The sequence below is a fragment of the Actinomycetes bacterium genome (genome assembly GCA_036510875.1).
Lineage (GTDB): Bacteria > Actinomycetota > Actinomycetes > Prado026 > Prado026 > DATCDE01.
Genome location: DATCDE010000168.1, coordinates 1 through 13,692, shown reverse-complemented (window position 1 = coordinate 13,692; position 13,692 = coordinate 1). Strand labels below are relative to the sequence as shown.

Sequence of the window (13,692 nt, the reverse complement as noted above, 5' to 3'; positions counted from 1 at the left end):
GACCCGGCCCGCCGCGCTGCCTACGGTGGGGGTCGTGCACCGTGAACGCGCCGTGGCCGCCTGGGAGTCCCTCGAGCGGGCCTGCCTGCGCACCGACCGGACCGGGGTCTCGCTGCGGGAGCCGGCGCACGGACTGCACCGATCCCGGCCCAGTAACGCCTGGCCGCTGAGCCAGGTGCTGCACGCGACCGCCCTGCTGCGTGCGATCGGGGTGCCGGCCCCGTTCCAGCCGCTGCTGGCGACGCTGCGGCGGTACCGCTCGGGCGACGGCTACTCGGCCGCGCCGGGGGGCGGGCCGCGGTACTACGACGACAACGCCTGGCTCGGGCTGGCCGCCCTCCAGGGGGGTCAGGTCGAGCTGGCCCGGTCGGTGCTGGGCTTCGTCGAGCAGGGCTGGACGCCCGGCGGCGGCGTCCGGTGGCGGGAGGACCTGCGGTCGGTGCACGCCTGCTCGACCGGGGCGGCCGGGCTGCTGGCGATGGCTGCCGGTCCGCTGGCCTCCGGCGCGGTCGAGCGGGCCGAGCGGGCACTGGGCTTCCTGGAGGGGCCGCTGCGCCGACCGGACGGGTTGGTGGCCGACCACGTCGATGCCGACGGCCGACTGGAGCCCACCGTGTGGTCGTACAACCAGGGGTTGACCATCGGCCTGCACGTCGAGCTGGCCGCCCGGACGCGACCGCCGGGTGACCTCGGCCGGGCCCGCGAGCTGGCCGACGCGACCCTGCGGCACTTCGGCGCCGACGACGGGCTGTGGCGCCAGCCGGTGGCCTTCAACGCGGTGCTCCTGCGGCTGCTGCTGCGGCTGCACGCGGCGGACGGCGACCCACGGTGGCCGCAGGTCGTTGACGACTACCTGGAACGGGCCTGGGCCTCGGCCCGCGACCCGGAGACCGGGCTGTTTCTCGGCGGGGGGATCGGTCGCTACGACGACGGGGTCGCCCTGGACCAGGCGGGGCTGCTCCAGCTGTTCGCGCTTCGGGTCATGCCGCCGCAGCAGTGGGCGACGGTGCGCTGAGCGTCAGTCCTCGTCGTGCTGCTCGGCCAGCTTGCCGCGCAGCTGCAGCACGGCCTTGGTGTGCATCTGGCAGATCCGGCTCTCGGTGACCCCGAGGACCTGACCGATCTCGGCCAGGGTCAGCCCCTCGTAGTAGTACAGCGTGACGACGATCTTCTCCCGCTCGGGCAGCGTGTTGATCGCCTTGGCGAGCAGGTACTTGGTCTCCTCGGACTCGAACGCCGATACCGGGTCCTCGGCGCGGGTGTCCTCCAAGGTGTCGACAAGGCTGAGCTTGTCGCCCTTCTCGCCACCGACGCTGAGCAGCTCGTCGAGGGCCACGACGTTCACGAAGGACACCTGGCTGAAGATCTGGTGCAGATCCTCCAACGCGATGCCCATCTCGGCGGCCACCTCGGCCTCGGTGGGCGTGCGGTGCAGGGACGACTCGAGGCTCGCGTAGGCCTTCTCCACCTCGCGGGCCTTGTACCGGATCGACCGCGGGATCCAGTCGATGGCCCGCAGCTCGTCGATGATCGCGCCGCGGATCCGGCTGATCGCGTAGGTCTCGAACTTGATCGCCCGGTCGAGGTCGAACTTCACGATCGCGTCGATGAGCCCGAAGATGCCGTAGGAGACCAGATCGGCCTGCTCGATGTTCGGTGGCAGCCCGACGCCGACCCGGCCGGCCACGTACTTGACCAGCGGCGAGTAGTGCAGGATCAGCCGCTCCCGCAGCTGCTGGCCGCCGGTCGCCTTGAAGTCACGCCACAGCTGCTGCAGCGCGGCCTCGGCATCGGCCTTGTCGGCGGCTGCGTCAGCTGCCGCGGCGGCCGCCGGGTCGACGGGCGCGACGTCGATGTCGTCGGCGTCGTCGTCCAGGTCGGCACCAACCACGGCGAGGTCGTCCTCGGCCGTGACGGCCCCGCCGTCAGGCTCGGGGGTGCGCCCGCTCATACGTGGTCCTCAACCTTTCGACTGACACATGGGTGTAGATCTGCGTGGTTGCGAGCGTAGCGTGGCCGAGCAGCTCCTGGACGGAGCGGAGGTCCGCGCCCCCCTCGAGCAGGTGCGTGGCCGCCGAGTGCCGCAGCCCGTGCGGACCCACATCGGGCGCGTCCGGCACCGACCGTAGTCGCTGGTGCACCAGCTCGCGGACCGCGCGGACCCCCAGCCGGTGGCCGCGCGCCCCGAGGAACAGCGCTGGGCCGCTCGTCGCGGTCACCAGAGCGGGCCGGCCATGGCCCAGCCACTCGGTCACGGCACGGGCCGCAGGCAGGCCGATCGGCACCGTGCGCTCCTTGCGCCCCTTGCCGAGGACCCTCAGCACCCGCCGCTCGAGGCTGACGTCGTCAACGTCGAGGCCGACCAGCTCACTGACCCGGATGCCGGACGCGTAGAGCACCTCGAGCACCGCGCGGTCCCGCAGGTGTCCGGGGTCGCCGTCGTCGGCGGCGACCGCAGCCACCTCGAGCAGCTGGCGGGCGTGCTCCTGGTGCAGCACCGCCGGCAGGGTGCGGTGGGGGCGGGGCGCCGCCAGCAGCCGGGCGGGGTCCTCGACGAGCAGCCCACGGCGGACCGCCCAGGAGGTGAAGGTGTGGGCGGCGGCCGCCCGCCGGGCCAGGGTGCTGCGGGCCGCTCCCCCGGCGGACTGGGCAGCCAGCCAGGAGCGCAGCAGGGGCAGGTCGAGGCCGGCGAGGCCGACGACGCCTCGGCTCGCGGCGAAGGTCAACAGCGACGTGACGTCACCGACGTAGGCGCGCACGGTGTGCGCCGACAGGTCACGCTCGGCCGACAGGTGCGCCCGAAACCCCTCCAGCGCCTCGGCCGGGCCGGGCGGGAGGTCCAGCGCGCCGTGGGCCGGCGTCGCGGCCCCCCCCGCCCGGACGTCACGGGTCATGGGGCCACCGTCGGTCGGATCGGGACCGAGGTCAAGGACCGCCACGCGGCAGCGGGTAGAGATCGTCCGAACGGCCAGGGGTCTCCGCCAGCCGGTACCCCCCGGACGCTCCCTCCACCAGGCCCAGCAGCTCGAGCTGCCGGATCCACTGGAGCACCAGGTCGAGGGACAGCCCGGACACCGACGCCAGCTTGGCCGGGAGGCTGGGCCGCCGGACCGGCACCGCCTCCAGCACCCGCAGCGCCACCGGGTCGAGCAAGTCCTCGGGGCGGGCCTTGACGGCGGCCGGCGGCGGCTGGGCCAGCCCGTCGGTGAGCGAACCGACCAGCTCGACGATCGCGCCGGCGTGGGTGACCAGCACCGCCCCGAGCTCGCGGATCTGGTGGTGGCAGCCGGCCGACATCACCGAGGTCGCCGGCCCGGGCACGGCCATCACCTCCCGGGACAGCGACCGGGCCCAGCCCGCGGTGTTGCGCGCCGCGCTGCGCAGCGCGGCCTCGACCAGGACGGTGCCCCGGGTCAGCGCGGGGATCAGCCGGTTGCGGTCGAGGAACCGGGCCCGGGTGGGATGGCACCCCGGGGGCAGCTCGCTGACCAGCAGCCCCTCGGGCGCGATCCGGCCGAACAACGCATCGTGCCCACGCGGGCAGGCGACGTCGACGCCACACGCGAGCACCGCCACGGTCAGGCCGGAGCCGGCCAGCACCCCCCGGTGCGCAGCCGCGTCGACGCCGTATGCGCCGCCGGAGACGACCGCCCACCCGGCGTCCGCGAGGCCGGCTCCCAGCTCGGCCGCCACGTGCGTGCCGTACGCGGTGGCTGCGCGGGACCCCACGAGCGCCACCGACCGCAGCGCGGCGAACCGCAGGTTGCCGGGGCCGCGCACCCACAGAGCGAGCGGCGGAGCGGCCGGGCCCCTGGCCCCGACCGAGCCGGCCAGGTCCTGGAGCTGGCTGGGCCACTCCAGGTCGCCGGGCACGACCAGCCGGGTGCCCGTGCGCTCGGCCCGGTCGAAGTCGCGTTCGGCGTCGGCGTCGGACAGCCGTGCCCGGTAGTGCTCGACCCCGGGCAGGCCCCGGGTCACCGGCCCGGACCTGCTGCAGGACCTCGGGCGCCCCGAACCGCTGCACCCGCTGCCACAACAGGGGGTCGTTGGGCTCGGCCAGCCGGCACAGCGCGGCCCTCGCGACCCGGTCGTCGTCCGGGCCGGTCATGCCGCGGCCCCCGGGATCGCGGCACTGGTCCGTAGGTCGATGGCCGGCAGCACTTCGGGCACGCCCGGCTGGTCCCGCCCGGCGAGGTCGGCGAGGGTCCAGGCCACCCGCAGCACCCGGTCGACTCCGCGGGCGGTCAGCCGGCCGTGGCCGAACGCTTCGTGGGGCGGCGCCAGCGCGGCCGGGGGCAGCCGCCAACGGGGTCCGCGCAGCTCGACGCCCGGCACCCGCGCGTTGCAGGCCCAGGGGGTGCCGCGCCAGCGCTGTTCGGCACGCTCCCGTGCGGCGAGCACCCGGCGAGCCACCGCGGCCGACGGCTCGTGCCGCCCGGCGTCCAGCAGCTCGACCCGGCTCGGCTGGGTGACCCCGACCACCAGGTCGATCCGGTCGAGCAGTGGTCCGGACAGCCGCCCGGTGTAGCGCATCTTCTGGATCGGGGTGCAGGACCACGCCGCCGGCTGGCCCGGCACCACCACGCCGGACAGCACGCACGGACAGGGGTTCGCGGCCAGCACCAGCTGGAACCGGGCCGGGTAGCGCACGCTGCCCCTCGACCGGTCGAGCACCACCTCGCCGGACTCCAGCGGCTGGCGCAGCGCTCCCCGTCGTCGCAGCGCCAGTTCCGTTCCAGGACCACGATGCCCTACGCGACCAGATGCCTGGTCGCGACGTCCTCCCCGTACCGGCCGAGCGCGTCGGTCGCCCGCATCCGCACCACCTCCGCGACCCACGGTGGGCCGTGCGGACCGGCTCGGACCGGCGTGGTCAGCGGGCTGAGGACGACAGGGGCTGTGGACGGCGGGGCCGCCGGGCCGGTCAGGACTCGGGGATCTCCAGCTCGCTCTTGGCGAGCTCCTCCACGTTGACGTCCTTGAAGGTGAGCACCTTGACGTTCTTGACGAACCGGGCCGGCCGGTACAGGTCCCACACCCAGGCGTCGCTCATGGTGACCTCGAAGTACACCTCGCCGTCGGCCGAGCGCACCTGCAGGTCCACCTTGTTGGTCAGGTAGAAGCGCCGCTCCGTCTCTACCACGTAGGAGAACAGGCCCACCACGTCGCGGTACTCGCGGTAGAGCTGCAGCTCCATCTCGGTCTCGTACCGCTCGAGGTCCTCGGCACTCATGCGCCCTCCCCGGCTGCGAGCTCCTCGACCCTGGGGGCCCTCACGTCCAGCACCCCTGCATCATGCCCCTCCGCGCGGCGCACCGTGACGAAGCACCGTCGATGCTCGGCGCACGGCCCGTGGGCGGCCAGCCGCTGCCGGTGCAGCGGGGTCACGTAGCCCTTGTGGGTGGCGAACTCGTACTCCGGGAACTGCTCGTGCAGGTCCACCATGATCCGGTCCCGGGTCACTTTAGCGAGCACCGACGCCGCGGCCACGCAGGCCGCCACCCGGTCCCCCTTCCAGACGGCGAGACCCGGCACCCCGAGACCGCGGACCGGGAAGCCGTCGGTGAGCACGTAGGCCGGTTCGACGTCGAGCCGGGCCAGCGCCCGGCGCATGCCCTCGATGTTGGCCACGTGCAGCCCGATCCGGTCCACCTCGTCGGCGTCGACGACGACCACCGACCAGGCCAGCGCCCGCTCGTGCACCTCGGCGTACACCGCCTCCCGAGCCGCCGTCGTGAGCAGCTTGGAGTCGGCCAGCCCGGGCACCTGTCCCCGGCGGCCGTCCGGGAGCACGACCGCGGCGACCACGAGCGGGCCGGCGCACGCGCCCCGCCCGGCCTCGTCGATGCCTGCGACCGGAGCGAACCCGGCCCTGGCCAGCGCCCGCTCGTAGGCCCACAGCCCGGAGTCCCGGCGGACGACGACCCGGGGCGGCGCGTCAGGCCGCGTCATCGGAGCTCACCTGCCGGGGCAGCGCGGGCGGGCCCTCGGCCAGCAGCCGGGACAGCTCGCTGGCGATCGTCGTGGGATAGACCACCGCGTCGGTGGCGGCCAGCTCATCGAGGCTCCACCAGCGGTGCTCGTGCACCGCGCGCCGCTCCAGTTCGGTGAACCCGCTGACGTCGACGTCGTGCCCGTCGATGCGGACCAGGTAGAAGTACTCGTGCTGGCGGTAGCGCCGGGCGCCGAACGCGAACGCCGCGGTCCGCTCCCACACCGGCCGCCCGAGGTGGACGCCGGTCAGCCCGGTCTCCTCGGCCAGCTCCCGCAAGGCGCCCTGCTCGTGGGTCTCGCCCGGGTCCAGGCCGCCGCCCGGGGTGAACCACCAGTCCCCCTCGGCGGGGTTGTCCGGGTCGCTGCCGCGGAAGAGCAGCAGCCGGTCGGCGGCGTCCAGCAGCAGGACCCTCGCGGCCTCCCGCTCGATCAGCTCGCCCACGACTGGCAGCGTACGTCGGCTCAGTTCCAGCGCTCGAACGGCTCGTCGATGCGCTCCCCGCGCAGGAACGCCGGGAGCAGCTCGGGCAGCCGGCCGGGGAAGAACCGGGCCGTGCTGGCGGTGATCTCCCCGACCGGCCACCAGCGGTGGCCCACATACGCCTCGAGCTCCTCGGGCGTGCGGCCGTCGGCGCGCAGCGGCGGCTCGTGCTCGTCCAGCCGCGCCGTCACGACCAGCTCGTGCTGCAGGATGCGCCGGTGCCGGCGCCGGTAGGTCGCGGTGCGCTGCCAGTTGGGCGGGCCGAAGCGGTCGGCGGCCAGCTCGAGGCCGGTCTCCTCCCGCAGCTCGCGGACGGCGGTCTGCTCGACCGACTCGCCGGGCTCCATCCCGCCGCCGGGCAGCTCGTGCCACCGCCCGGTCTCCGGCATCAGCGGGTCGATGGTGTGGAACAGCAGCACCCGTCCGCCGGCGTCCAGCAGCACCACCCGCACCGACGTCCGTTCGACGTCGTACCCCTCCCCCTCCTGCATGGGGGTCAGGCGCGTGCGAGGGCTCGTCGGCGACGGCGTCCGCGGCGCAGCGCGACGAGCGGGACCGCGCCCACGAAACCGGCCGCGAGCGGCGCACTGGAGGTCGCCGCCGCGACCAGCTTGGGCTGGTCGAACGTGGCTGGGACTCTCAGGATCGCCGCATGGCTGATCGGCCAGATGATCACGAAGGCGCGGCCGATCACCTTGTTCGCGGGAACCGTGCCGCCGCCAGGGTCGCCGAGGTGGGAGCGCGAGTCGGCCGACGCGGAGCGGTGGTCGCCCATGACCCACAGCCGACCCTCGGGCACGCTGACGTCGAACGGCACGTCCGAGGGGCTGTCACCCGGGTAGAGGTAGGACTTCTCGTCCAGCGGCACACCGTTCACCGTGACCCGGCCCTGAGCGTCGCAGCAGGCGACCCGGTCGCCGGGGACGCCGATGACCCTCTTGACGAAGTCCTTCTCGGACGGCGGGGCGAACCCGAACAGCCCGGCGACCCACTCCGCGGCCTTGGAGACCGGGTTGGTGGGCGCGGTCAGCGTGACCTCGGGGCTGAACGAGTCCAGCCCGTTGAACACCACGATGTCGCCGCGGTGGATGGACCGCAGGTGGTAAACGACCTTGTTGACCAGGACCCGGTCCCCGATCCGCAGGGTGTTCTCCATCGACCCCGAAGGGATGAAGAACGCCTGGACCAGAAAGGTCTTGATCAGCAGCGCCAGCCCGACGGCGATGATCACCAGGATCGGCAGCTCGCGCCACAGCGACCCCTGCGGCTTGTGCCGGTGCCCGCTGCCGGACGACCCGGATGCTTGCGGTTGCTCGGCCCCGCCTGGGTCATGGGTGTCGTCAGCGGCCACGTCGTCCACGTTCGCGAGCCTATGCGGGGACTGGGGAGAACTCGGTGCTCAGCTCGCGCTGGGCGTGTTCTCGCGACGCTCCTTGATCCGCGCGGCCTTGCCGCGGCGCTCACGCAGGAAGTACAGCTTGGCCCGCCGGACGTCGCCGCGGGTGACGACCTCGATCTTCTCGATGATCGGGGTGTGCAGCGGGAAGGTCCGCTCGACGCCGACGCCGTAGCTGACCTTGCGCACGGTGAAGGTCTCCCGGACGCCAGCACCCTGCAGCCGGATGACCAGGCCCTGGAAGACCTGGATCCGGGACTTGTTGCCCTCCACGACGCGCACGTGCACCTTGAGGGTGTCGCCCGGGCGGAAGGCGGGAAGGTCGCTCCGCAACGAGGCGGCGTCAACGGCGTCCAGGGTGTTCATGTCAGTCTCCTCACAGGTGCCACAGGTCACCCGCGGTCAGTGGTCGGGTGGTACGTGAACCGCGTCGCGGGCCGCTGGGTCCACCGGTACGGCGCTCCCCTGTGGCAGGGCACCTCGGCGGATCGAGCAGCCCCTTAGTGTGACACAGGGGGCTGGCCCCGGGAAAACCGGCCGTCTGGGCCGACGACCCAGCCCGCCTCGGCGAGCACGACCAGGTCACGCGCGTCGCAGGACGCGGGGTCGAGCGCGGCCACCAGGTCCGGTCGCACCGTCGCCGTCCGCAGCAGGGACTGGTTCCGGCGCCAGCGCCCCACCGCTGCGTGGTCTCCCGACAGCAGCACAGGCGGCACGTCCAGGCCGCGCCAGCTGGCCGGCTTGGTGTAGCCGGGGTACTCCAGCAGCCCGTCCGCGTGCGACTCCTCCACCAGCGAGCCGGCATTGCCGACCACCCCGGGCAGCAGCCGGGCCACCGCCTCGACGATGACCAGCACCGCGGCCTCGCCGCCGTTGAGCACGTAATCGCCGATCGACAGCTCGTCGACCGGCATCCGGGTGCGGGCGTCCTCGATCACCCGGGCGTCGATGCCCTCGTAGCGCCCGCAGCCGAAGGCCAGCCAGGGCTCGGCGGCCAGCTCGTGCGCCAGCTCCTGGGTGAACACCCGGCCGGACGGCGTGGGCACGACCAGCCGCGGCCGGTGCGGTCCGTCCGGCGGGGCGGCCGCGAGGACCGCGTCCAGCGCGCCGCCCCACGGCTCCGGCTTCATCAGCATGCCGGCACCCCCGCCGTACGGGGTGTCGTCGACGGTGCGGTGCCGGTCGGTGGTGAACGTGCGCAGGTCATGCACCCGCACCTCGAGCAGCCCTGCGGTGCGGGCCCGGCCCACCAGCGACAGCCGCAGCGGCTCGAGGTACTCGGGGAAGATCGAGACGACGTCGACGAGCATCGGGCTACGCGCCGTCCGGCTCGGTGCCCTCGTCGAGCAGGCCGGGCGGAGGGTCGACCACCAGCCGGTTCGCGGCCAGGTCAACCGTGGGGACGATGGCGGCCACGAACGGCACCAGGACCTCGCCGCCGTCCGGACGGCGAACCGAGAGCACGTCGTGCCCCGGCAGATGCAGCACCTCGGCCACCTGGCCGACCGGCTGACCGGCGACGGTGACGACATCGACCCCGACCAGCTGGTGGTCGTAGTACTCGTCCTCGTCGTCCGGGGTCTGCTCCGGGTCGACGTCGGCCAACAGCAGGGTGTGGTGCAGGCCCTCGGCCGCCGTCCGGTCGTCGATCCCGGCGAAGTGCAGCAGCAGCCGACCGCTGTGCACCCGCCCTTGGACGATGGTCAGCGGGCCGACGTCGGCCGGGTCGGTGAGCACGACGGTGCCGGGGCCCAGGCGGGTCTCCGGCTCGTCGGTGCGGACCTCGACCACGACGTCGCCCTTGATGCCATGGGCGCGGCCGATCCGGCCCACGACCAGGAGCACGGGGTTAGCGCGCCTCGTCGACGTCGAGGAAGTCGATGCGCACCCCGCGGCCGCCGTTGAGCGCGCCGACGACCGTGCGCAGCGCCCGCGCGGTGCGGCCGCCCCGGCCGATGACCTTGCCCAGGTCGTCCGGGTGAACCCGGACCTCGAGGACCCGCCCCCGGCGCAGGGACCGATCGAGCACCCGGACGTCGTCCGGATGCTCGACGATCCCCTGCACCAGGTGGTCGAGCGCGTCGTCGAGCATCAGGCCTGCTCGGTGCTCTCAGCCGGGGTCTCGGCGACGGCCTCAACGACCTCGATCGCCTCGACGGTCTCGGCGGGCACCTCGGCGGGAGCCAGGGTGGCCTCGGCCACCGCGGGCTGCCCCGCCGGGGCCTGCTCCGCCGGGGCGTCGTCCTTCTTGGCCTCCTTGGGGGCCTGCTTGGGGGCCTGCTTGGGGGCCTCCTTGGGTGCCCTGGCCTTCGGCGTCACGGCCTCGGCCATCGGCTCGGAGGCGGCGGCCTTCGCGGCCGCCTCGAACACGGCCTTCTTGTCCGCCTTCGGCGCGGCGATGCGCAGGGTGCCCTCGGCGCCGGGGAGGCCCTTGAACGTCTGCCAGTCGCCGGTGATCTTGAGGATCGCCAGCACGGGCTCGGTCGGCTGCGCGCCGACGCCCAGCCAGTACTGCGCCCGCTCGGAGTTGACCTCGATGAACGAGGGGTCCTCCATCGGGTGGTACTTGCCGATCTCCTCGATCGCGCGGCCGTCCCGCTTGGTGCGCGCGTCGGCGACCACGATGCGGTACTGCGGGGCATGCATCTTGCCCAGGCGCTTGAGCTTGATCTTGACAGCCACGAAGCGTTCGTCTCCAGGTGTAGGTGCGGGTGAGGCGGCGGGCGCCGCGTGGGGACACGGCGTGCTGCCTCGGGTGGACCTGGCCTGCGGGGTGAGAGGGTCCACACGCGTGCCTGGCTCAGCGGACCATTGTGCCAGACGTCGGCCACCTCACACCAAACCCGCCTCCCCCGCCCGTCCCCCACCCGCATGAAGAGGACGGCGGGGGCTAGCGGTGGGCTAGCGGGAGGGGGGCAGCAGGTCCTTGAACTCCGACGGCAGCTCGAAGGTCTCCAGCGCCGCGGCCTGCTCCGCCTCGGCACCCTCGGCCCGGCGCAGCAGCGCGGCCTGCTCGTCCTGCGCCCGCTTGGCCGGGTTGCCGCTGCCCCGCTTGGCCTTCTTGACTGGCTTGCCCTTGGCCGCCTTGCCGCGCCGCCCGCCGGGGATGCCCGGCATGCCCGGGAGGCCGCCGCGACCGAGCTGGCTCATCATCTTGCGGGCCTCGCCGAACCGCTCGACCAGGTTGTTGACGTCGGACACCTCGCTGCCCGAGCCCCGCGCGATCCGGGACCGGCGCGAGGCGTTGAGGATCTTCGGGTCGGCCCGCTCGGCCGGGGTCATCGACTGGATGATCGCGGCCACCCGGTCCATCTCGCGCTCGTCGAGGTTCTCGATCTGCTCGCGCATGTCGCCCATGCCGGGCAGCATCCCGAGCAGCTTCGACAGCGAGCCCATCTTCTTCACGGCCTGCATCTGGCCGAGGAAGTCCTCCAGGGTGAAGTCCTGGCCCGAGGTGAGCTTGGCCGCCATGGCGTCGGCCTGGTCCTTGTCGAAAGCCTTCTCGGCCTGCTCGATCAAGGTGAGCATGTCGCCCATGCCGAGGATGCGGGAGGCCATCCGCTCGGGGTGGAAGACGTCGAAGTCGTCGAGCTTCTCGCCGTTCGAGGCGAACATGACCGGCCGGCCGGTGACCTCGCGGATGGACAGCGCCGCGCCGCCGCGCGCGTCGCCGTCCAGCTTGGTGAGCACGACGCCGTCGAAGCCGACCTCGTCGAGGAACGTCTTGGCCGTGGTGACCGCGTCCTGGCCGATCATCGCGTCGACGACGAGCAGCACCTCGTCCGGCGAGACCGCCGCCCGGATGTCGGCCGCCTGCTGCATCAGCTCCTCGTCGATCGCCAGCCGGCCGGCGGTGTCGACGATGACGACGTCGTACAGCTTGGTGCGGGCGTGCTCGAGCGAGCCGCGGGCCACCGCGACCGGGTCACCGACCCCGTTGCCGGGCTCGGGCGCGTACACCGGGACCCCGGCCCGCTCACCCACGACCTGCAGCTGGGTGACCGCGTTCGGGCGCTGCAGGTCGGCGGCCGCCAGCAGCGGGGTGTGCCCCTGGCCGGCGAGCCAGGTCGCCAGCTTGCCCGCGAGCGTGGTCTTGCCGGCGCCCTGCAGGCCCAGCAGCATGATCACGGTCGGCGGGGTCTTGGCGAAGCGCACCCGCCGGGTCTCGCCGCCGAGGATCCCGACGAGCTCGTCGTTGACGATCTTGACGACCTGCTGCGCCGGGTTCAGCGCCTGCGAGACCTCCGCGCCGAGTGCGCGCTCCTTGATCCGGGCCACGAACCCGCGGACGACGGGCAGCGCGACGTCGGCCTCGAGCAGCGCGATCCGGATCTCGCGGCAGGTCTCGTCGACGTCGTCCTCGGACAGCCGGCCCTTGCCGCGCAGGTTCTTGAACGTGACGGCCAGGCGGTCCTGCAAGGTGGCGAACACGGGCGCGCGGTACCTCGTCGTCGGTGGGGAGCGGTCAGGGCAGTCCGGCCAAGGGTAGCCGCCGGTCAGCCCAGCCGGGCGGCCACGGCGGTGGCCACCTGCCCGGCGGCCGCAGCCGACAGCGGGGCGCCCACGCCGTCGACGACGTAGAACACGTCCACCGCCTCCGAGCCCAGGGTGCTCACCAGGGCGGACCGCACGTCGACCCCGGCGGCCGCGAGGGACGCGCCGATCAGGTGCAGCAGCCCCGGTTGGTCGTGCGCCCGCACCTCCAGCACGGTGGCGCTGTCCGATGCGTCGGGGACCACGCCGACCTGTGCCGGCGGCACCGGCACGGCGCGCCGGGCCGGGTAGGCCTCGGCCCGGCGGGTCAGCTCGGCGGCGACGTCCAGCGACCCGTCGAGCAGCCGCCGCACGCCGTCGCGCAGCCGGGCCAGCTCCGGCGGCTCCCCGTACTCGGGCAGGCAGGACCACACCTGCACGGCCATCGGGCCCACCGACCGGGTGGACGCCGACCGCACGGCGAGCCGGTTCAGGCTGAGCACCCCCGCGACCCCGGCCAGCAGGCCGACCCGGTCCGGGGCCACGACGGTGACCTGGAGGCCGCCGTCCGGCAGCGGGGCGGTTAGCACCTCCAGCTGCCCTGATCCGGCCAGCCGCAGCTGCTCGTCGCTGAGGGACGGCGGCTGCGGCACGGCGTGCCCGTGCAGCGCCGAGTGGGTGCGCCGCCCCAGCTCCGCGACCAGCCCGGCCTTCCACTCGGTCCAGGCGAGCGGCCCGGTGGCCTCGGCGTCCGCCTCGGTGAGCGCGGCCAGCAGGTCGAGCACCTCGGTGGTGCGCACGCAGGCGGCCACGTGCGCGACCGTGGCCGGGTCGTCGAGGTCGCGACGGGTGGCCGTGTCCGGCAGCAGCAGGTGGTGCCGGACCAGGGTGACCAGCACCTCGACGTCGTCCAAGCCGAACCCCATCCGCGGCGCCAGGTCGGCGACCACGGCCACCCCCGCCTCGGAGTGGTCGCCCGGCCAGCCCTTGCCGATGTCGTGGAACAGCGCCGCCACCAGCAGCAGGTCCGGCCGGTCGACCCGTCGGGTGAGCGCGGCAGCCCGTGCCGCCGCCTCGACCAGGTGCCGGTCGACGGTGAAGCGGTGCACCGGGTTGCGCTGCGGGCGGCTGCGGACCCGGTCCCAGTCCGGCAGCAGCCGGCTGGTCAGCCCGGCTTGGTCCAGCGCCTCCCAGACGCCGACCATGGGCGGCCCGGCGCCGAGGAGGGACACGAACGCGTCCAGCGCCACCCGTGGCCACGGCTCGGGCAGCGGCGGACACTCCGCGGCCAGCCGGCCCACCGTGTGCGGGGCCAGCGGCAGCCCGGCCTGGGCCGCCGCCGCGGCGG

17 protein-coding genes are annotated in these 13,692 nt (G+C 73.9%); 1 reads left to right on the top strand and 16 read right to left on the bottom strand.

The features are described 5' to 3' along the window. Window positions 1-1,015, top strand: a 1,015-nt coding sequence (locus tag VIM19_09845; GenBank protein HEY5185182.1) for a glycoside hydrolase family 76 protein, incomplete at its 5' end; no start/stop codon positions are given. A gap of 3 nt (window positions 1,016-1,018) precedes the next feature. Here VIM19_09845 and whiG read toward each other — a convergent pair. The 16 genes from whiG to VIM19_09765 all read right to left on the bottom strand — a co-directional run. Beyond that, window positions 1,019-1,951, bottom strand: coding sequence for an RNA polymerase sigma factor WhiG (gene whiG / locus VIM19_09840; protein ID HEY5185181.1), 933 nt, complete (start codon window positions 1,949-1,951; stop codon window positions 1,019-1,021). Beyond that, window positions 1,926-2,894, bottom strand: a complete 969-nt coding sequence (locus tag VIM19_09835) for a tyrosine recombinase XerC (protein ID HEY5185180.1) — start codon at window positions 2,892-2,894, stop codon at window positions 1,926-1,928. The genes whiG and VIM19_09835 overlap by 26 nt, the downstream gene beginning before the upstream one ends. Window positions 2,895-2,925: 31 nt before the next feature. Further along, window positions 2,926-3,978 carry a DNA-processing protein DprA gene (gene dprA / locus VIM19_09830; GenBank protein ID HEY5185179.1) on the bottom strand — a complete coding sequence of 351 codons (1,053 nt, stop codon included), beginning with the start codon at window positions 3,976-3,978 and terminating at the stop codon, window positions 2,926-2,928. A gap of 126 nt (window positions 3,979-4,104) precedes the next feature. Next, window positions 4,105-4,839, bottom strand: a complete 735-nt coding sequence (locus VIM19_09825; protein ID HEY5185178.1) for an ATP-binding protein — start codon at window positions 4,837-4,839, stop codon at window positions 4,105-4,107. Between the two features lie 85 nt (window positions 4,840-4,924). Further along, the gene (locus VIM19_09820; protein HEY5185177.1) at window positions 4,925-5,233 is read right to left on the bottom strand and encodes a DUF2469 domain-containing protein; all 309 of its coding nucleotides are present in this window, start codon (window positions 5,231-5,233) and stop codon (window positions 4,925-4,927) included. Then, window positions 5,230-5,952 carry a ribonuclease HII gene (locus VIM19_09815; protein HEY5185176.1) on the bottom strand — a complete coding sequence of 241 codons (723 nt, stop codon included), beginning with the start codon at window positions 5,950-5,952 and terminating at the stop codon, window positions 5,230-5,232. The genes VIM19_09820 and VIM19_09815 overlap by 4 nt, the downstream gene beginning before the upstream one ends. After that, on the bottom strand, window positions 5,939-6,436 hold the full coding sequence (locus VIM19_09810) for an NUDIX domain-containing protein (GenBank protein ID HEY5185175.1): 498 nt from the start codon (window positions 6,434-6,436) through the stop codon (window positions 5,939-5,941). Before VIM19_09810 ends, VIM19_09815 begins: the two co-directional genes overlap by 14 nt. Before the next feature lie 20 nt (window positions 6,437-6,456). Continuing rightward, entirely contained in the window at window positions 6,457-6,966 is a 510-nt protein-coding gene (locus VIM19_09805; GenBank protein ID HEY5185174.1) for an NUDIX domain-containing protein, read from the bottom strand. Between the two features lie 5 nt (window positions 6,967-6,971). Continuing rightward, window positions 6,972-7,730, bottom strand: a complete 759-nt coding sequence (gene lepB, locus VIM19_09800; GenBank protein HEY5185173.1) for a signal peptidase I — start codon at window positions 7,728-7,730, stop codon at window positions 6,972-6,974. A 144-nt stretch (window positions 7,731-7,874) separates the two neighbouring features. Continuing rightward, window positions 7,875-8,237 carry a 50S ribosomal protein L19 gene (gene rplS / locus VIM19_09795; protein ID HEY5185172.1) on the bottom strand — a complete coding sequence of 121 codons (363 nt, stop codon included), beginning with the start codon at window positions 8,235-8,237 and terminating at the stop codon, window positions 7,875-7,877. Window positions 8,238-8,371: 134 nt separating this feature from the next. Then, on the bottom strand, window positions 8,372-9,181 hold the full coding sequence (gene trmD, locus VIM19_09790) for a tRNA (guanosine(37)-N1)-methyltransferase TrmD (GenBank protein HEY5185171.1): 810 nt from the start codon (window positions 9,179-9,181) through the stop codon (window positions 8,372-8,374). Window positions 9,182-9,185: 4 nt separating this feature from the next. After that, entirely contained in the window at window positions 9,186-9,716 is a 531-nt protein-coding gene (gene rimM / locus VIM19_09785) for a ribosome maturation factor RimM (GenBank protein ID HEY5185170.1), read from the bottom strand. 4 nt (window positions 9,717-9,720) lie between these two features. Beyond that, window positions 9,721-9,963, bottom strand: a complete 243-nt coding sequence (locus tag VIM19_09780) for an RNA-binding protein (GenBank protein ID HEY5185169.1) — start codon at window positions 9,961-9,963, stop codon at window positions 9,721-9,723. After that, window positions 9,963-10,553 carry a 30S ribosomal protein S16 gene (gene rpsP / locus VIM19_09775; protein HEY5185168.1) on the bottom strand — a complete coding sequence of 197 codons (591 nt, stop codon included), beginning with the start codon at window positions 10,551-10,553 and terminating at the stop codon, window positions 9,963-9,965. The genes VIM19_09780 and rpsP overlap by 1 nt, the downstream gene beginning before the upstream one ends. Window positions 10,554-10,772: 219 nt before the next feature. Beyond that, on the bottom strand, window positions 10,773-12,302 hold the full coding sequence (gene ffh / locus VIM19_09770; protein HEY5185167.1) for a signal recognition particle protein: 1,530 nt from the start codon (window positions 12,300-12,302) through the stop codon (window positions 10,773-10,775). Between the two features lie 65 nt (window positions 12,303-12,367). Continuing rightward, a partial coding sequence (locus tag VIM19_09765; protein HEY5185166.1) for an ACT domain-containing protein occupies window positions 12,368-13,692 on the bottom strand: 1,325 nt, incomplete at its 5' end.